Below are 20,786 nucleotides of genomic sequence, written 5' to 3' on the forward strand. Positions count from 1 at the left end.
CACCTCCCCTTGTCACGCGATCGCGCCGAGCTCGAGCAGCTCCTGCCGCAACTGGGCGACCGTGTCGGCCAGTTCGGGATCAGTACGTTCGACGGGACCGGGCCCGACCGGGCCTGAACCGGCGGGACCCGCACCGAAGGCTGTCCGTCCGATGTCGTCCCAGGGGATCAGCCCCCGCAGATGCGCGGTGAGCGCCACGACCGTGGGGTGCTCGAAGACCGCCGTGTCCGCCACATCCACGCCGAGTTCGGTCTCCAGCGACAGCCGGAACTTCTCGACCATGACCGATTCCATTCCCAGGTCGAAGAAGCCCCGGTCCGGGTCGGGCAGTTCGGAGGGCGGGTAGTCGAGGAGCTCGGCGAGCCGCTCCCGCAGGAAGGCCGCCAGGATGTCGTCCCGCTCGAAATCCATCGCCTCGGCCAGAGATGCCCGCAGCGCGGAGACGCCGGGCGGCGGCGTACCGGACGGCTCCGGGGCCGCATCGGCCGGGGCCGGCCGGGCGGACGGTTCCCGTGCGGGCCGGGCGGGCTCCGTCGGCACGACCGGCTGCCGCGCCTCCTGCCGTCCTGGAGGCCGGGTCAGGGAGCCGGTGCCCGATCCGCTGCGCCCGGTCCAATAACGGTCACCCGAGAAGGGGTACGTGGGCAGCGGAACCCGTGCCGGTTCGGCTCCGCCGCGGAGTGCGGACCAGTCGACGGACGCACCGAGCACCCAGGCCCGCGCGGTCTCCTCCGGCCCGTCGGAACCCGGAGCATGGTGAGGCGCCGTCCCTGCCGCCCCGCCGTTCGGCGCGGCCCGGCCGACGTGAAGGCGTGTCCCGTCCTCGCCTCCCCGCAGGTACGCGTCCAGGGTTCGGACCGCGTCCGCCTCGTCCGTCGCCACGAAGGCGAGCCGGTGCTCGTGGGCGTCCCGCCCGGTCTGCAGCGTGTCGGCCACCGCCGCGAGCCCGCCCGGCTGGTCGCCCGCCGAGTTGAGGTGGTCGCGCAGCGCCTCGGCGCCGGCGCGCAGTGCGGAGCCGGTCCTCGCGGAGAGCGGCACGACCACGGGGCCTGTCCGTCCGGCCGGTGCGGCGGCGGACGTGTACTCCTCGACGACGGCGTGGACGTTCACGCCCCCGGCGCCGAAGGAGCTGATCCCGGCCCGCCGCGGCACCTCGTGTACGGAGCCGTCCCCGGCGGTGATGACGGGGCGCCGCCATTCGCCCGTGGCCCGCTGCACGTAGAAGGGGGTGGCCTCGAAATCGATGTGCGGATTGAGATCCTCGGAGTGGGTGAGCGACGCGGCCAGTTGCCGGTGCTTCAGCTGCAGCAGCACCTTGGTGAGCTGCGCGATGCCGGCGGCCGCCTCCAGGTGTCCGATGCCCGACTTCACGGAGCCGATGGCGCAGAACTGCGTGTCACCGGTGTCCTTGCCGAACGCCTGCGCCAGTCCGGCCACTTCCACCGGGTCGCCGAGTTTGGTGCCGGTGCCGTGCGCCTCCACGTAGCTGATGGTCCTGGCGTCGACGCCCGCCTTGTCCAGTGCGCGCCCGATCACCTCGGCCTGCGCGGAAGGGTTGGGCACGCTGTAACCGAAGGTCCGGCCGTCGTTGTTGACCGCCGTCGCCCTGATGACGCCGTAGATGTGGTCGCCGTCCCGCTCCGCCGCCGCCAGCGGCTTCAGCAGCACGGCGCCGACCCCCTCGCCGGGCACGTACCCGTCTCCGTCCTTGCCGAAGGACCGGCACCGGCCGTCGCTGGCAGCGAATTGCCCGGCGCACAGCGAGACGTACTTGCTCGGGTGCAGGGAGAGGTTCACCCCTCCGGCGAGAGCCATGGCCGACTCACCGCTGCGGACGCTCTCACAGGCGAGGTGCACGGCGAGCAGCGAGGACGAGCAGGCGGTGTCCACGGACAGGCTCGGACCGCGCAGGTTGTAGAGGTAGGAAACCCGGTTGGCGATGGAGTACAGCTGGGAGTTGACGGGCGCGAAGTGCCCCTCCCGGTACCCCTCCGCCTGGTGCAGTTGGTAGTTGTTGAACGTGGCCCCGACGAACACGCCCACCGACGCGCGGCCGTCCGCCGCGGTGGGGTCGTGCAGCCGTTCCCGGGAGTACCCGGCGTCCTCCAGGCAGGCCGCGGCCGTCTCCAGGAACAGCCGCTCCTGCGGGTCCATGTGCTTGGCCTCGAGCGGTGAGATCCCGAAGAAGTCCGCGTCGAAGCGGTCCACGTCGGGCAGGAAGCCGCCCCACTTGCAGTACATCCCCTCGCCCTTGCCGCGCACTGCGTTTCGTGAGCCGTAGTCGCGGTGGTCCCAGCGCTCCTTCGGGATTTCGACGACGCAGTCGCGGGCGAACTCCAGATTGGTCCAGAACTCCCGGAGGGTGTGCGCCTTGGGGTACCGGCCGCTCACGCCGACGACGGCGACGGCCTCGCCGGGCGGGACGCCGCCGGCCTCACCGGGAGGCGCCGCCACCTCTGTGTCCTGACGGGCCGTCACAGGGGCGGCCGGCCGCTCGGGCATGCGGGCGGCAAGGAATCCGGCCAGCGCACCGATGGTCTTGTGCGTGAAGAAGGCCTCCGCGGGAATCTCCCCGAAGACGGCCTCCAGGCGTTCCAGGAGCTGGCGTACGGCGAGCGAGTCCACGCCGATCTCGTGGAAGGCGGTCCGGGCGGACAGCTGCCGCCGGTCGATGTTCAGGAGGTGCGACAGCTCGTCCGCGAGCAGCGCGGTGGCGTCGTCGTCCGGCGGCGGACCGGAGGTCCCGCCTCCAGGGGCCGGTGCCCGGTCCAGGGACGGTGTCCGGTCACGTGCCGGTGCCCGGTCACCTGCCGGTGTCCGGTCGCGCGCAGGCTCGGAGGCGGCCGGCCCGAAGGAGTCCCGGAACTCGGCCAGCCAGTACCGCTCGTCGGCGAACGGGTACCCCGGCAGATGGGTCCGGCGCGGTCGGTGTTTCCCGTGCAGCGGCTCCCAGTCGGGGCTGCCGCCCGCCAGCCACTCGTCGGCGGCCCGGGCGATCTCCCCCGTGGCGGTCAGCTCTTCCGGCCTGGTGGCCCATGCCCCCGCCGTGCCCCCGTCGGCGAAGTCGTCGAGGGAGTCCAGGAGTTGCGCGCGGGTGGTAGCCACCGTCGCCATCCGGCACGCCAGCGGGTCCCTGCCCACCTGGGTCGTGTACGCCCAGTCGGCCAGATCGGCGTCCGGGTCGGCCGCCACCGCATCCCGGAGCCGGACGGCGTAGGCACGCAGTCGATCCTCGGTCCTGGCGGACAGCACGAGCAGTACGGGGTGCTGCTGCGCCTCCGGGTCGGGCCTGACGGCGGGTACGGCTTGATCCGGGACGTACTCCTCGATCACGAGGTGCGCGTTGGTGCCGCTGAAACCGAAGGAACTCACCGCCGCCCGACGCGGTGCGCCGTCGACCGCGTCCCAGGGCTCCGGTCGGGTGGCCAGGTAGAACGGGCTCTGCTCCAGGGCGATGTGTTCGTTCACCGTGTCGACGTGCAGGGTCGGTGCCCGCATACCGTGACGCAGGGAGAGCAGGACCTTGAGCACCCCGGCGATGCCGGCCGCCGTGAGCAGATGGCCGATGTTGCTCTTCACGGATCCCAGTGAGCAGAAGCCGGTGCGGTCCGTGAAGGCGCGGAACGCCTCGGTCAGGGCTTCGACCTCGATGGGGTCTCCGAGCTTCGTGCCCGTGCCGTGCGCCTCGACCATGGTGATCGTTCCGGGGTCGATACCGAAGCGCTCGTACACCTCCTGTTGGAGCCGCGTCTGGGAAGCGGCGCTCGGAGCCGTCATTCCGTTGGTCCGGCCGTCCTGGTTGACGCCCCAGCCACGGATCACCCCGCGGATCGGGTCACCGTCACGCACGGCGTCGTCCAGGCGTTTCAGCAGGACGACCCCGACGCCCTCCCCCGGGACGAAGCCGTCGGCGCCCGCGTCGAACGTCTTGCACCGGCCGTCCTTGGACAGCATCCCGGCCTTGCTGGTCATGATGTGCATCGAGGGCCCGGAGATCACCGACACACCACCGGCCAGTGCCAGGTCGCTGTTGCCGAGCAGCAGGCTGTCGCACGCTTCGGCGATGGCCACGAGCGAGGAGGAGCAGGCCGTGTCGACGGCCAGACTCGGCCCCTTGAGGTTGAGCAGATACGCGATCCGGGCGCTCAGGATCGACGACGCGGCACCGGTGAAACCCTGCGGGTTGTCGCCCTTCTGCATCAGGTACTGACCGTATTCACTGGAGGCGCAGCCCACGAAGACGCCGCAGCGGGCGCCGGAAAGGGCCGACGGCGCGATCCCGGCATCCTCGATGCAGTGCCAGCTGCTGGTCAGGAAGATCCGTTGCTGGGGGTCCATGTGCACGGCCTCGACCGGCGAGATGTTGAAGAACAGCGGATCGAAGGAGTCCGCCGTCTCCAGCGCGCCCATCCACCTGCTGTACGTCTTGCCGGGGGCCCTCGGATCGGGGTCGGCGTACGACTCCAGGGGCCACCGCGAGTCGGGGACCTCGGACACGCAGTCCCGGCCGGCCGTGAGGTTGTCCCAGAACACGTCGAGGTCCGGTGCCATCGGCAGCTGGCCGGCCATGCCGATGACGGCGATCGCCCGGCCGGTGTCCGGTCCCGCCTCCGGCGGGGTCTTTTCCGGGGCCGGCTCCGTGCCGGACTTCTGCCGTCGCGGCTCCGCCCCGGCAGGCCGGGGGGCTTCGGCGGTCGCCGGCACGGCGGGCGTCCCGGTTCCGAGCTGTGCGTGGATGCGGTCGCGGACCTCGGGCTGGTTCACGAACGTCCGGTCGTGCATGGCCAGTTCCCGCTCAAGAGTGCCCGCTACGCGGTCGCGTACCGGCCCGGCGAGCAGGGTCTTGAGGCCGATGAGGGACTCGCGCGGTGCCTGAGCGAGCTCCCGCGCCAGAGCCAGCGCGGTCTCGCGGACCTGCGACCGGGGGACGACCGGGAACGGCACACCCCGCTCGGCCAGTTCCGAGCCCCGGTACCTGCGACCGGTGAAGAGGATCTCCCGGGCCAGCGCGGATCCGAACCGCTCGGGGAAGATCAGGGTGGCTCCCGCTCCCGGCGTGAATCCGTACGTCATGTAGTTGCTGGTGTAGTAACTCTCCGAGCTGAACACGGCGAAGTCGCAGAACATGCCCATGGACCAGCCCGCCCCGATGCCGTGTCCCTGCATGGCGGCGACGACGGGCAGTTCGCAGTCGAGCGGCAGGTGGTAGACGCCCAGGTCGGTGAACTTGACCCGGCCCTCCTGGATCGCCAGCAACCCCTCCTTCGTCCCTCCGGAAGCGAAGTAACTGTCGTAGCCGGTGAGCACCACGACGCGGGCGCTGTCGTCCGCCTGGATCTCCGCGAAGGCACGGGTCAGCCCGGCCACCAGGCCGGGCGAGAAGCCGTTCCCGTGCGCGCGGTCCTCCATCACCACCAGCGCGATCCCCGGTTCGACGTGCCGCCAGCGCACGGGGCTCCCGTCGCCGGGCCGCTCGGCAGCGCCGTGCTCCCGGGGCCGGGAAACCGCTGCGGGAGCCATCAGGGCGCGCAGCCGGCTCTCGGCCGCGTCGGGGGTGATTTCGCCGTTCCTCAGTGCGGCGAACACTTCCTGTGCGTTCACCGCCGGGGCTCCTTGCCGAGGTCCTGGAACAGCTTCCCGGCCGCATCGACATCCAGGTCGCCACGCTGTACTCCCGCGACCAGGGCGTGCAGGCCTTGCCCGGACGGCCCCCGGTCGATCTGTGGTGAGAGGAAGCGGCGGAACTCGCGGACGGTCGGGTGGTCGTAGATCTTCGACGCGGTGACGGACAGACCGTAGGTGGCGTTCACCCACTGCACCCACTCCACGCCCACGATCGAATCGAGCCCGAGATCGGCGAAGCTTCTGTCCGGGTCGATCTCGTCACGCGGCACCGCCAGGATCTCGGACAGCCCCACCGCCAGTTCGTCCTCCAGACGCTCGCCGGAGACACCGGCCGGTGCCGGCGAAGGCTCCGTCGCGGAGGGCACGGGCCGCGACGTCCTCGGGGGACGCGACGGCGGAGCGGGAACCGGGCCGGCGGCCGGCGCCGCGGGGACTGTGGCCGGCGCCGGTGCATCGTCTGCCGGGCGCGTGCGCTCCGACAGCACCGACAACCGGATGCGGTTCGCCGGCCCGCCGGATGCGGCGACGGTCGGCGGTTGTGCCACGGCGGGGGCGTGTTCGGGCCGCACCGCGGGGCGGGGCGGGGCGGCCGCAGAGTCCAGGGCTGCGCGGTCATGCTCTGCCGGGGCGGCTGAGGCCTCGTCACCGATCCAGAACCGCTCCTTGGCGAAGGGATAGGTGGGGAGGCTCATCCGGTACGGCAGGTGTTCCCCGTAGAACTGTTCCCACTGCACCCTCATGCCCATGGTCCACAGCCTGAGCAGCTTGCCGATGCCACCGGTCGTGGCCAGCGCCGCGAGAGCCTCGCCGATGCCGTTGTCGTCGAGCAGCAGGTCCAGGACCTCCTTGTGCCGGCGGGAGCTCCCCCGGTGTACGCCCTCCGCGGAGTCCGGGTCGGCGAGCCAGGCGGTCAGCCGGCTCTCCAGTTCGGCCGTGCTCGCCACGGCAAGGGCGAGCCGCTCCTCCAGTTCCTCACGCCCCGTCTGCAGGGTGAACGCGGCGTCGGCCAGCCGGTCGTCCCTCACCACACCGTCGCGGACGGCCTGTGCCAGCTGGCCCGCTCTGGCGTTCAGCTGCTCGGGGGTGCGCGCCGACAGGACGATGAGCGCGGGGCGTTCGGGGGTGACGTGGTTCACCGGAAGGTCCCGGCCGTCCTCCCCGGGACGCGGAACGTACTCCTCGATCAGGACGTGGGCGTTCGCTCCGCCGGCGCCGAACGAGGAGATGCCCGCGATCCGGGGCGCGGTCGTGATGTCGCCGTCACGCACCACCGTGGGCCGCTTCCACTCACCGAGTTCCCGCTGGAGGGTGAAGGGGGTCTGCTCGAAGCGGAGGTTGGGGTTGAGCTGATCGGCATGGAGGCTGGGCGCCAGGGCGCCGTGCCGCAGTTGCAGGACTACCTTGGTCAGGCCCGCCATACCGGCTGCGGCCTCCAGGTGACCGATGCCGGACTTCACCGACCCGATGGCGCAGAAACCGTCGTCCTGGGTGTCCGTGCGGAAGGCCCCCGTGAGTCCGGCCAGTTCGATCGGATCACCGAGTTCGGTGCCGGTGCCGTGCGCTTCGATGTAGCTGACGGCCCGGGCGTCGATGCCCGCCTTGTCGAGCGTCCTGCGGATGAGGGCGGTCTGCGCAGTGGGGCTGGGCACCGTGTAGCCGTGGGTGCGGCCGCCGTGGTTGATGCCCGTGGCCGGGATCAGGGCGTGGATCTGGTCGTGGTCGGCGACGGCGTCGGACAGCCGTTTCAGAATGACGGCACCCACGCCCTCACCCGGTACGAAGCCGTCGGCACCCGCACCGAAGCTCTTGCAGCGGCCGTCGGACGCCAGCATGCGGTGGGCGCTCATGCCGATGTAGTTGGACGGGTGCAGGTAGAGGTTGACGCCACCCGCGACGGCCATGCGGCACTCCTCCCGCAGGATGTGCTCGCATGCCTCGTGGAGGGCGGTGAGGGAGGAGGAGCACATCGTGTCGACCGGCATGCTCGGGCCGTGGACGTCCAGCAGGTACGAGACGCGGTTGGCCACCGAGGCGAAGGAGCTGTGCAGTTCGCCCCGCCACCCGGCGGCCCGGGCCTCGGGACCGTAGAGGTTGTATCCGGTCTTGGTGATGCCGGCGAACACGCCGACACTGCCCTCGTAGGTCCGGCCCATCTGCTCCCGCGTGCAGCCGGCGTCCTCCATGGCCTCCCACACCGCCGTGATGAACAGCCGTTCCTGCGGGTCCATCAGACGGGCTTCGCGCGGGGACATCTGGAAGAAGAGCGGGTCGAAGTCGGCGAACCCGGCCAGGAACCCGCCCCACTTGCTGTAGCTCCTGCCGCGTGCGACGGCCTCCTCCGGGTCCGGGAGGTAGAAGTCGTCCAGCCCCCAGCGGTCGGCCGGGATCTCGGTGACGCAGTCGTCTCCCGCGGCGAGCCGCTCCCAGAACTGCTGCAGATCGTCCGCCTGCGGATAGCGTCCGGAGATGCCGACGATGGCGATCGGCTCGCGCTCCACGGCCCGGGCCGGACGAGGGGCCGTCCGGTGGGCCCGGGGCGCGGGTGGCGCCTCGGATAGGGCTGAAACGGCTGCCACCGCACCGGGGGCGGAGGCGGACGCGGCGGACGCCGTGCCCGTCCACCCGGCACACTCGGCGGGGAACTCCGTGAGCAGGTAGTCCGCGGCCTGCGCGATGGTCCGGCGCTCGAAGAAGAGCGTGCGGGGCAGGTCGGGGAAGTCGTCCTCGAGCATCCGGTTCCACCGGGTGATCATCACGGAGTCGATCCCGTACGTCTCCAGCGGTGCTCGCGCGTCGAGGCTCTCCTCGCCCAGCTTCACGATGCCGCCGAGCTGCCGCTTCAGCCGTCGTACGACCGCCTCACGCAGTGGATCCCGGTCCACGGTGGCCCGCTCCGTCCGCGCGGTGCGCGGAAGAGCGGTGTCGTTCACATGATTCATGATGTCGTCCCCGGCTCCCGCGAACACGGCCAGCCGCCCGACTCCGGCGGCGATCCCTCGGTACAGCGCCTGCAGAGCGCTCTCGGTCTCCAGCGCGGCCGCCCCCGTCGATGCGCGGAGCCGCTCCTGTGTCTCTTCGTCCATCCGCATGCCGCCCTCACGCCACAGAGGCCAGTGCACGCACAGTGCCTGCCCGTGCCGCTCCCCGGCGGCGGTGAGCTCGTTACGCCGCACGGTGCAGTGGCCCATGAAGCCGTTGGCGGCGGCGTAGTCCGCCTGTCCGACGTTCCCCACGACGGCGGTGGCGGACGAGAAGGCCAGAAAGACGTCGAGCGGATCGTCCTTGGTGCTCTCGTCGAGATTCACCCACCCCGTCACCTTGGGGGCCAGGACACGGCGCACCCCTGCGGCCGTCCGCCCGATGAGGAAGGCGTCGTCGAGCACCCCGGCGCAGTGGATCACGCCGTTCGGGCCTCCGAACCGGCTGCGGACCTCAGCCATGAGGCGATCGGTCTGCGCCCGGTCGGTGATGTCCGCGGTCACGTACTCGGCGTGCGCCCCGAGCTCCCGCATCGCCCGCAGCGCGTCCCGCGTCGCCGGCCGGTCCGGGCCCGAACGGCCGGTCAGCACGATCCTCGCCCCCGACGTGCACCGCGCGATCTCCCTGGCCAGGTGCAGTCCGATCGCCCCTGCGCCGCCGGTGATCACATAGACGCCGTGGTCCTTCCAGGGCGCCGGGGCGACCGCCGGTGCGGTGGCTTCGCGGTAACGGGCCACCAGCCTTTCGCCGCCCTCGTGGCGGACGTGCCGGTCCCCGGCGCGCGCGGCGTTCTCCATGACGACCGGGGTCAGCCGGTCCGCCCGGTCGCCGGCTTCGATCAGCTGGGCGATCACCCTCGGGTTCTCCAGCGTGACGGACCGCAGCATCCCCGACAGGGCGGTCAGCGCGGCGTCGCCGCCTCGTCCCAAGACGACAAGCTGGACCAGTGACCGGCCTCCCACGGCGCGGCGCAGCACGTCCTGAAGGACCTGTGTCAGCTGCACCGTGTGGTCCTCGAAGCGCCGGTCGGCGCGTTGCTCGGCGGAGCGCAGCACGGTCAGCCGTACCCGTCCCTCCCTCAGACCGATGTGGTCCGGCAGGCCGTCCGGCAACCCTGCTCCGCACAGGATGATGTCGTGGTGGGCGAACCGCTGTGCGTCGGCGGTGCCCGTGCCGGCGTCCTCCCCGGCGGCCCAGCCCGGGACGAGCAGCAGCGCTGGGTCGACGACGGTCTCGGGCACGGCGGCCGGCGCGGGCGGTGCGGGCGTCTCCTGCCGTGTGACCCAGTACCTGCCCCGGGCGAACGGGTAGCCAGGCAGCGGGATCCTGCGGGGGCGGGGCCCGGCGGCGTCGCGCGTCCAGTCGGCATCGGCGCCTCGCACCCACGTCCGCAGCGCCGCGTCGTGCTCGCCCTCGGCCAGCAGGTCCTCCACGCTCCTGGTGTGCGGGCCGTCCTGGCCGCCAGGCCTCTCCTCGTAGGCGGGGCTGAAACCCCGGTGGAGACCGGGCGTCTCGTCGCCGTCCAGGAACCGCCGCAGCGTACGGCCGAGTTCGTCCAGGGAACCGGCCATGAAGGCCAGTCGCGCCGCCATGGCCTCCCGGCCCGTCTGCAGGGTGAACGCGATGCTCGCGAGGTCCCCCTCGCCGTAATCGCGGTCCGGGTCGCGGAGCGCCGCCAGCAGCCCTCGGGCCCTCTCGCGCAGGCGGTCCTCGTCCATGGCGGAGAGGACGACGGGGTGGCGGGTGCCGGCGGCAGCCCCGCCGGAGGTCCCCGTGTCGTCGGTGTCCGCCGGGGTGAACTCCTCGATCAGTACGTGCGCGTTGGCCCCGCCCGCCCCGAACGAGGAGATGCCCGCGAGCCGTGGGTGCTCGGCGCCCTCCAGGACGGGACGCTTCCAGGGGCCGGTCTCCTGTTGGAGGGCGAAGGGCGTGTCGGCGAAGTCGATCTCGGGGTTCGGGGTCCGCGCGTGCAGCGTCGGTGCGATCCGTCCGTGGCGCAACTGCATCAGGACCTTGGTGACCCCGGCGATTCCGGCGGCGCTCTCCAGGTGGCCGACGTTGCTCTTCACCGAACCGATGGCGCAGAACTGCCGGTCCGCGGTGTGCTGCTCGAACGCCCGCCTGAGAGCGGCGACTTCGATGGGGTCTCCGAGCGCGGTGCCGGTGCCGTGGGCCTCCACGTAGCTGACGGACCGGGCATTACGGCCGGCCCGCTCCAGGCAGGCGGTGACGAGCTCGGCCTGGGCGCGGGGGTTGGGCACCGTGTAGCCGGTGGTACGGCCTCCGGCGTTGAGGTGGGTGGCCTTGATCACGCCGTGGACGGTGTCACCCGCGGCCACGGCCGCCGCGAGGGGCTTCAGCACGAGGGCTCCCACGCCCTCCCCGTCGACGAATCCGTCGGCCCCCTCGCCGAACGCCTTGCAGCGGTCGCCCGCCGAGAGCATGGTCAGGGAGCTCAGGCGCAGATAGTGCACGGGATCGACGATCAGGTTGACGCCGCCGGCCACGGCACACTCGCAGGAGCCGTTCCGCAGGCTCTCGACCGCGAGGTGGATCGCGGTGAGCGAGGCGGAGCACGCGGTGTCGACGGCCAGGCTCGGGCCCCGGAAGTCGAGCGCGTGGGAGACACGGTTGGCCACGGACCAGTAGTGCGCCCCGGTGGGGTAGTTGCCGTTCATGACACCGACGAAGACGCCGACCTGTCGGCTGCCGGACAACCCGGCGGGCGAGTACCCGGCGTCCTCGACGGCGGAGTACGCGGTTTCGAGGAACAGCCTCTCCTGCGGATCCATCCGCTCCGCCTCGGCGGGCGAGATGCGGAAGAAGAGAGGGTCGAACGCGTCGACGTCGGTGAGGAAGCCGCCCCACCTGGTGTAGGCGGCGCCGGGGGCACCGCGCTCCGGACTGAAGTACGTCCGCCAGTCCCAGCGCTCCGGCGGGATCTCCGTGATGCTGCTGCGGCCGTCCCGCAGATTGCGCCAGAACGCGTGGATGTCCTCGGCCCCGGGGTACCGGCCCGCCAGTCCGATCACGGCGATGTCCCCCTCGCCGTCCGTGCGGTCCGGCCGGTGGACGGCGGGGCGCGGCGTGCGCTCCTCCGGCGGCCCCTGCGAGGCGGCCGTCTCCTGCGGACGGGGCGTCTCCCGCGGCCCGTCCACGGCGGGCGTCTCGTCCGTCAGCCCGAGCAGCCCGGGGAGCCGTGCGCCGTGCGCAGCGACGAAGTGGCCGGCCAGTTCCTCGATCGTCGGGTACTCGAAGAAGACCGTGCTGCTCACCTTGCCGAGCCTGTCGCGCAGTTCGGCACCGAGCTGGGTGACCACGAGGGAGTCCAGCCCGTAGCTCTGGAGCGGCTCGGCCGGGTCGATCCGGTGCACCGGGTACTTGAGCGCGGCGGCGACCAGCTCCGTGAGATACGGCGTCACGCGTGCCGTGAGCTCGTCCGCCGTGCCGGCGGCGTCCGCGCCGGCTGTGTGGTCAGGGGTGTCGGTGGCTCCGGTGCGGCCGGCCGCGTGCCCGCCGCCCGGGGCGCCGGCCGCGACGGGGCTCCCGGCCGGTCCGGATCCGGGGCTGTCCGGCCGTCCGCGGCGTACGAAGCCGTCGCTCTCGGCGCCCAGCAACTGCTGCCCCGCCTCCGCGCCCGGGACGTCGGGCGAGAGTACGGGCCTGAGTCCTTCCTCCGTCAGCACCCGCTTCCACGTCTCCACGCTCAGACCCGGGGAGCCGGTCAGCCTCAGCTCCGGGTCCGTGTGGCGCCACCAGCCCTCCAGCAGCCCGAAGGTGAGGTGGGCGAACAGGGTGTTGCCGACCAGCTCGTTGACCAGCAGCAGAGCACCCGGCCTGAGCAGCGCCTTGGTGTGCCGCAGCGCGCGGCGCACCGATGCGGTCGCGTGGAGCACGTTGGCCGCGATCACCAGGTCGTATCCGCCGACGGCCAGACCCTGCTCCTCGGGCGGCCGCTCCACGTCGAAGGTCCGGCACACGAGGAACGGATGCCGTGTGCCGTAGGTCCGCTCCGCATGGGTCAGGAAGGCGGCGGAGACATCGGTGTACGTGTACTCCGCGATGCGGTCGGTGAAAGGTGCGAGCCTGCCGAGGACGGCCTCGCTGGTCGCTCCGGTCCCGGCGCCGACCTCAAGGATGCGCACCCGCGCGCCGGGCCGCCGGTCCACCAGTTCCGCAACGCGGGCGGCGGCCTCCGCGGCCAGCGCCTCACGCCCGGCGTCGGCGGCGGGGTCGTCCTTGTAGACCGCCTCCACCAGGTGCAGCGACGAGTCGGGGAAGAGCACCTCGGTGGCCGGCACCTCTCCGGTCAGGATGCCGGGGATACGGCGCACCGTGCGGTCGAGCAGGGCGGCCCGTCCGCGGAGCGCGGGCAGGGCCTGCCACTGCGGGAGCTCCTGGTCCCACTCCCGCCACAGCTGTGCGGCGGCGCCCGGCTCCCCGACGTCGGCGCGGATCACCCGGAGGGTCTCGCGCGTCCACTCGCGGTAGGCCGGACCGATGGCCGCGCCGGCCATGACCTCGTCGAGCCCCGCCCCGTCCGGGGCTCCCAGCTCGGCCAGTTGGGCCCGCAGCAGCTGCCGCAGCAGCCGTTCCATGTGCTGCTGCGCCTGCGTCGGTGTCACTGCTCTTCCCCTCCGTCGGAAACGCCCACCGAAGTGGTCCTGGCATGTCCCGTCGGCCGGTCGGCGATGAGCCGTGCCAGGTCGGGGAGAGTCGGGTGGTCGATGAATGCCGCCTGCGTCAGGTGCATCCGGTACTGCTCACCTATCTGCTGGGCCAGTTCGGTCAGTTGGGCGGGTCCGAAGCCGTAGGCGGTCAGTTCACGGCCGTCGTCCGAGGGCTGGATCGGCCCCTCGATCCGGGCCCCGGCCAGCTCGCGGAGTTCTGCGAGTACGGTCCCGTCCCCGGGAGGCTCCTCCCGGTGCACGTCCCCGGCCGAAGCCGGGGTCAGGCTCTGGGTCATGTCCAGGGCTCCGATGCGTCCCGGGTCCGCGGCCTTCATCAGGGCGAGCCGGTCGAAGGGGGACGAGAGCAGGAATTCCAGGGCCGCCATGCCTTCGGACGGCTCGATGGATCCGATGCCCTCCCGCGCCATGCGCTCGCGGTACGCGTCGGACGCCACGACCCCGACGCTCCCCCAGTAACCCCAGTTCATGACCTTCACCGCGCAGGGCCATTCCTGGGCGAGCCGGTGGGCGAGGGCGTCCTTGAAGGCACACCCGGCCGCGTAGTTCGCCTGTCCGGCGCCCTTGACGAACGAGATGACCGACGAGAAGAACAGCACGAAGTCGAGCGGTACGTCACGGAAGACCTGTGCCATGCGGACCCCGACGTCCAGCTTGGCCGCGTAGCCGGCCCGGAAGCGCTCCTCCGTCATCCCCGCCAGGCTCCGGTCGAGGAGGGAGATCGCCGCGTGCACCACTCCGTGCAGCGCGCCGAACCGGTCGAGGGTGATGCGGCACGCGCGGCGCAGCTGCGCCTCGTCGGTGGCGTCCGCCTGGATGTAGACCGGTGCGTGGCCGAAGCCGGCCAGTCGATCGAGCCGGCGGGTGATGTCCGTGTCGAGGGGCCGCCGTCCGACCCACACGATCCGGGCCCGGTACGTCCTGATGAGGTACTCGGACCACGTGTCGCCGAGTCCCCCGGCCCCGCCGATCACCAGGTACACGCCTCCGTACCGGTATCCGGTGGGCTCTGCGGGCGTCCGGGCGTCGACGGGGATGAGCCTCCGTCCGTGCCAGGCACCGGACCGCAGGGCCAGCACGTCCACGCCCGTCTCCCGGGGCAGGCGGCGCAGCGCTCCCTCGGGCCACCGTCCGTCGGCCGGGAGGTCGACGCTGCGTACCCGCCAGCCGGGCTGTTCGTTGGCGAGCGAGCCGGCCACCCCGTGCACCCCCGCGTGCGTCGGATCGACGGTGTCGTACGGTCCGCACGGCTCGCTCTGCCGTGTGACGACGGTGAGCGTCAGTGCCCTCTGCTCATAGCCCAGTTCGAGCAGCGCTTTGATCAGCCGGAAGAGCTGGAGCACACCGCCGTTCTGGGCCTGCGGCACCTGGTCCCAGCCGTCCTCCGTCACGGTTCCGCGGGGCGCCGCCCAGACGAGGTGGCCGATCTCCCCGTACCCGTCGACCAGGTCGCGCAGTTCGGCCACCGACGCATCCGGCGCCACCTCGGGCAAGGCGGCGTCCGGGAAGTCCGCCGCGAGCGCCGGCCGGATCACCGGGTCACCGCCCAGGAGGACGGTGCGGCCCCCGGCGGACGCCGTCACGTCGTTCTCCTCGAACGTCAGCACGTCCCACACCTGCGCGGCCATGACGGTCTCCACCGGCGCGTCGGCGGCGGGTGCCGTGTCGCGCCAGGTACGGCAGGCCGCGCCGCGGATGCGCACACAGACGGTCCCGTCCTCGTCGCAGACGTCCACGTCGAACGTCCGGAGCGCCTTCGTGCCGGCCCGTTCCCGCACCCGGGCCCATCCGGCGTCGCGGCACGGGGCGAGTACGTCGACCTCGTCGACGGAGAACGGGAGGGCGGGGCCGTCGAGCCCCTCCGGAGTGTCCGCGGAGGGGAACATCAGTCCCACCACCGCCTGCAGCGCGGAGTCGAGCAGGCTCGGGTGGAGTCCGTACGCGGTGGCGGTGTCCCGCACGGCGTCCGGCAGGGCCAGCCGGGCGAGGGCCTGGGCTGCTCCGACGTCGATGTGCCGGATGCCGTGGAAGGCGGGTCCGTACTCCATCCCGGCCCGCCGGAACGTCTCGTAGCACTGATCGGCCGTCAGGTGCCGTACGTCGCATGCTGTGCGGATCGCCGCCACGTCGAGCGTCTCGCGGACGGCCACCTCGTCCGTCAACGCCTCCACCCGTCCACGGCAGTGCAGGGCAGGCTCCCCACCGGTCCGGGCCGGCGCTCCGTGCACGGTGAAGGCGCTCGCGCCGTCGGCCGCGGGTGTCAGTGTGACGTCGAGACGCAGGGGCCCGTCCGCCGCCTCGGCAGGCGCCGTCCAGACCACGTCGGCGAGGCGCAGGGGGCGGTCGGGGAGGCCGCCCGCCTGGCGGTGCGCCTGCGCCGCCGCCCGGGCGATCTCCAGGTGGGCGACGCCGGGCAGGATCCTGCGTCCGAGCACCCGGTGGTCGGCGAGGAAGAACTCCGTGCCGGAGTATTCCGGGCGGAACGTGGTGTGCCCGCTGTCCGGCTCCGCGGCGGGCAGCAGCGGACCGCCGGACTCCGGGGCGGCGGGTGCCGCCTTTCCCGCCGTGTCCGGGAGCCAGTAGCGCTCGCCTGCGAACGGATACGTCGGCAGACCGACGAGCCTCGGCCGGGCCGTGCCGTGCAGCGACCGCCAGTCGAAGGCGGCGCCGTGCACCCATGCGTCGAGCAGTGCCGCGTACTCCAGCGCGTCATGCGTGCCGTGCAGTGCCGGGGCCGGCACAGTGGCGTGCCCCGAGCCGGCGGAGGCGCGGCCCCGGTGGACCCGGTCGTCGGCACGCCCCTCGGCGAACCCCTCCAGGATGCCTACGAGTTCGCCGACCGAGGACACGACGCAGCCCATGCGTTCGGGCATCGCCTCCCGTCCCGTCTGCAGGGTGTACGCGATGTCGGGCAGGCCGGAGCCGGCCGGCGGGCCGTCGCGCAGTGCGTCGGCCAGCAGCCGCGCCCGTTCCACGAGCCGCTCCTCGCTCCGAGCCGAGAGCACGACCGCCGCCGGGCGGGCCGTGCCGTCGGGCGCGGCCCGCGGCAGGTCCTCGGAGGCCGGAACGAACTCCTCGACCACCACGTGCGCGTAGGCGCCCGAGATGCCGAACGAGCTGATGCCCGCGCGGAGCGGGACCCCTTCGGAGGCGATCCAGTCCTGGGGTTCGGTGGCCGCCCGCAGCGCTCCGCCGTCCCACTTGATCAGCGGGTTGTGGTCCCGCAACCGGGGCAGCGGCGGGATCCGGCGGTGGCGCAACTGCAGGATCACCTTCAGCAGGCCTGCCAGGCCCGCGGCGCCTTCGGTGTGCCCGATGTTCGCCTTGACCGAGCCGACCGAGCAGAAGCCCTCCCGCTCGGTGTACCGCCTGAAGGCCCGGTTCAGCGCGGTGATCTCGATGGGGTCGCCGAGTTTGGTCCCGGTCCCGTGCGCCTCGACGTAGCTGATCGTCTCCGGCGGGACCCCGGAGTCCTGCCACGCCCTGACGACCGCGTTCTCCTCACCCTCGACGCTGGGCGCGGTGAAGGACGGGGTGTAACCGCCGTGGCGGGCCGCGGAGCCCTTGATCACCGCGTGGATCCGGTCTCCGTCCTCGACGGCTCTGCTCAGCGGCTTGAGCAGCACCGTGCCGATGCACTCGCCCGGGACGTACCCGTCGGCCTCCTCGGCGAAGGTGTGGCAGCGGCCCGTCGGCGACAGAGCGCCCACGCTGCTGAAGAAGCGGTAGTGGTACGACGACAGCAGCAGGTTCACCCCGCCGACGAACGCAGTGGCGCACTCCCCGCTGCGCAGCGCCTGGCAGGCCTGGTGCAGCGCCACCAGCGAGGAGGAGCACGCGGTGTCCACTGCCACGCTCGGGCCCTTGAGGTCGAAGGCGAAGGAGACCCGGTTGGCGAGGACCGTGTGGTGGTTGCCCAGACCGGCGTACGGCTCGACGGGCAGCCGCCGCTCGTTGATCACGTCCAGGTAGTCGTGGCAGCAGACCCCGATGAACACGCCGGTGTCACTGCCCCGGAGCCGTGCGGCGGCGCCCGCGTCCTCGGCCGTGGCGTAGACGCTCTGCAGCAGCAGCCGCAGCTGGGGGTCCATCCACTCGGCCTCGCGCGGCGAGATGCGGAAGAACTCCGCGTCGAAGGTGTCGACGTCCTCGAGGAACCCGCCCCACTTGCAGTACGTCTTGTCGCGGGCCCCCGGGGTCGCGTCGAACCAGGGACGGTAGTCCCAGTGGTCCGGCGGGATCTCACTGATCACGTCCTTGCGGGCGACCAGGTTCTGCCAGAACTCGTCGAGGTCCGCCGCACCGGGCAGCATCCCGTGCATGCCGATGACCGCGATGTCCTCGTGCCCGGCGCGGTCGGCTTCCGCGCGGGCCGGGAGCACGGGTGCAGGCGTGGGTGCGGGTCCGGAGGCGGGTACGGGTGCCGCGCCCACCGCCGGCCACCCGCCTCCGGGGCCGGAGGCGAACACGTCGCGGTGGTCCCGGAGGAAGTGGTCCGCCAGCTGGTCCAGACTGGGGTACTCGAAGAACAGGGCGGGGCTCAGTTCGAGTCCGTTGTCCCGCTCGATGTCCGAGGTCAGCGAGACCAGTTGCTCCGAAGTGACGCCCAGGTCCATCAGGTTGATCCGCGGGTCGACCTCCTGCCCGGGATCGTCGAGCAGGGCCGCGACCTTGCCGGCGAGGTAGCGCCGGATGGCCTCGGGCAGGTCGTCCTGCGTGGTGACCACGGGGACCACGGGGGGTGCCGCCGGGCGGACGCGTTTCATGGAGCATGCGCTCAGCCGTGCGACGACCTCACCGGCGTCATCCGTCAGGTCCGCGTCGAACACCACCAGCTCACCGGAGTCCCGGCGCAGCCGCACGGTCAGCCACACCCGTCCTCGCACCGCGGCGCGCCGCGCCCGCACCTCCTCGACGCCGAAGGGCAGATAGCCGGTGGAACCGTCCTCGTCGAGGAAGAGCAACGCCGCCTGGAAGGCGCTGTACATGAGCAACGGGTCCAGGGAGTGTCCCCTCGTCCCGTCCCCCGTGATGTCGACGGCGGCCACCACCGTCGAGCCGTCCGCGTACAGCTCGGCGAAGGTCCTGAACGTCTCCCCGATCTCGATCGCCGGGTTCCGTCCGTACAGCCGCTCCGGGTCCACCGGTGGCAGTCCGGCCACGCGGTCGGCCCTCTCCGGTTCGTACGCGGCCCCGCGTATCCGGCACTCGGCCGCCGGGGTCCACGGCTCGCGTGCGTCCTTGCGGTACACCGCCCGGACGTGCAGGTCCTCCCGGGAGGGTGTGTCGTCCGGTTCCAGCCGGATCTCGGCCCGGGTTCCGTCGGGCAGCTCGACCGTACGCAGGAACGTCAGCCGGCTCAGCCGGGCGGCGTCGTGCTGCGGGAAGCGGTCGAAGAACCAGTCGAGCGCCAGGCCGGCGTGGGTCATGCCGATGAGGGTCGGCACTCCTGCCACGGTGTGGTCGCGGACGTACGGGTCCTGGGAGCGGAAGTGGAGGCTCTCCCCTCCCGGGGCGGGCTCCGGGGACGAGGCGAGTTCCGGGGCCGGCACGGGCTCCGCGGCCGGGGCGAGGGCCGTGTACCAGTACGTGTCCTCGGCGAAGGGGTATCCCGGCAGGTGGACGCGGCGCGGCGTGCCGTCGTGGAGGAGGGCCCACTCGTCGGCCGTGAGGTCCACGCCCTGCAGCCAGGCCGCGGCGAGTTCCGGCAGCTCCGGCAGGGCCGTCCGCGCCGGCCACCGGCGGCGGTGCGACGCCGGGACACGCCGTGGCTCCCCGGCGGAGGACGAGGACGTCAGCGCGGCCTCGTATGTGCGTACGTGGCCGTCCAGCGCCCCGAGCAGTTCCTCGCGCGAGGCGGCGACGAATGCGGCGCGCACGTCCATCGCCTCGCGTCCGGTCTGCAGGGTCCAGGCCGTGGCCGCGAGGTCCGCCCCCGGTGTGTCGAGCAGGTGCCGGTGCAGCCCGGCGGCCTGGCGCGCCAGCGCGTCGGGGGTTTTCGCGGACAGCACGAACAGGTGGCCGCCGCCGCGCGCGGAACCGGTCGGCGGCGTGGGGGCGGCCGTGTACTCCTCCAGCACGATGTGGGCGTTGCTGCCGCTGAAGCCGAAGGCGCTCACACAGCCGAGGCGAGGACGTCCGTCGGGAGCGTCCCAGGGGCGGGTGCGGGTGTTCAGGTAGAAGGGCGAGGAGGGGAAGTCGAAGTGCGGGTTGGGCTCTTCCACGTGCAGCGTGGGCACCAGCGTGCGGTGGCGGAGGGAGAGCAGCGTCTTGTGGAGCCCGGCCACCCCCGCTGCCGCGGTCCCGTGGCCGATGTTGCCCTTGACCGAGCCGACGGCGCAGAACTCGCGTTTGTCCGTGCGTTCCCGGAACACCGTGTTCAGTGCGTCGAGTTCGATGAAGTCGCCCATGGTGGTGCCGGTGGCGTGTGCCTCGATGTGGCCGATGTCCGCGGGGTCGATGTCCCGCGCCGCGTACAGCTGCCGCATCAGTGCGGCCTGGCTGCGCCTGCCCGGGGCCGTGATGCCGTTGGTGCTGCCGTTCTGGTTGACGGCCGTCGCGACGATCACACCGTGGACGGGATCGCCGTCGCGCTCCGCGTCGTCGAGACGCTTGAGCACCAGGGCCCCGACGCCCTCACCGGGTACGAATCCGTCGGCACGGCTGTCGAAGGGGCGGCACTGCCCGGTCGGGGACAGCATGCCGGCGGCGCTCATGCTCACATACCGGTCGGCGCCCAGGTAAAGACTGACCCCGCCGGCCAGCGCCAGGTCGGTCTCGCCCGCGCGGAGGGCCTGGCAGGCCAGGTGCACGGCGACCAGGGACGAGGTGCAGGCCGCGTCCACCGACATGGCCGGGCCTGTGAGATTGAGGTGATAGGCGATCCGGGCCGCCGCGATGGCCCCGTTGGTCCCGGTCGCATTGCCGGCGTCAGGAGCGTGCCGGGAGAGGAGGTCCCCGTACTCATGGCTGGCCAGCCCCAGATAGACACCGCAGGCGCGGCCGTCGAGCCGCTCCCGGCCGTATCCGGCGTCCTCGAAGGCATGGAAGGCCTCCTGGAGGAACAACCGGTGCTGGGGGTCCGTCGCGTGCGCCTCGGCCTGCGGTATCCCGAAGAACGCCGGGTCGAAGGCGTCGAAGTCCGAGAGCGCCCCGATCCACCTGCAGTCGGTCCTGCCGGGGCGGCGGCTCTGCGGATCGTAGTGGGCATCGACGTCCCAGCGTCCGGCGGGCACCTCGGTGACGGTCGACCGGCCGGCGCGCAGGTTCTCCCAGTACCGGTCGAGGTTCTCGGCCCCGGGATAGCGGCCGGACATGCCGATGACCGCGACGGCCTGCCGTGCCGGCACCTGTGCGGGTGCGACGGTCTCCGGCCGGGTTCCGGCTTCCGGGGCGGTGCCGGGGGCGGCCGGTCCGGAAGCCAGGAGGTTCCGGGCCTCGTCGAGTCCGATCCTGCCGGACCGCAGAGCCAGCAGAAGGTCTTTGGTCTGCATC

General features: G+C 72.4%; 3 protein-coding genes. All 3 read right to left on the bottom strand.

The annotated features are described in order from the left end of the window. Window positions 1–12: 12 nt before the first annotated feature. Genes OG379_RS05370 through OG379_RS05380 form a run of 3 tightly spaced genes read right to left on the bottom strand, consistent with a single transcriptional unit; the run spans window position 13 to window position 20,785 of the window. Window positions 13–5,601 carry a beta-ketoacyl synthase N-terminal-like domain-containing protein gene (locus tag OG379_RS05370; RefSeq protein WP_405659866.1) on the bottom strand — a complete coding sequence of 1,863 codons (5,589 nt, stop codon included), beginning with the start codon at window positions 5,599–5,601 and terminating at the stop codon, window positions 13–15. Beyond that, window positions 5,598–13,229, bottom strand: a complete 7,632-nt coding sequence (locus tag OG379_RS05375) for an SDR family NAD(P)-dependent oxidoreductase (protein WP_405659869.1) — start codon at window positions 13,227–13,229, stop codon at window positions 5,598–5,600. The genes OG379_RS05370 and OG379_RS05375 overlap by 4 nt, the downstream gene beginning before the upstream one ends. Continuing rightward, the gene (locus OG379_RS05380; protein WP_405659871.1) at window positions 13,226–20,785 is read right to left on the bottom strand and encodes an SDR family NAD(P)-dependent oxidoreductase; all 7,560 of its coding nucleotides are present in this window, start codon (window positions 20,783–20,785) and stop codon (window positions 13,226–13,228) included. Before OG379_RS05380 ends, OG379_RS05375 begins: the two co-directional genes overlap by 4 nt. Between the last annotated feature and the right edge of the window lies 1 nt (window position 20,786).

This window comes from Streptomyces sp. NBC_01166 (assembly GCF_045039765.1).
Classification (GTDB): Bacteria; Actinomycetota; Actinomycetes; order Streptomycetales; family Streptomycetaceae; genus Streptomyces.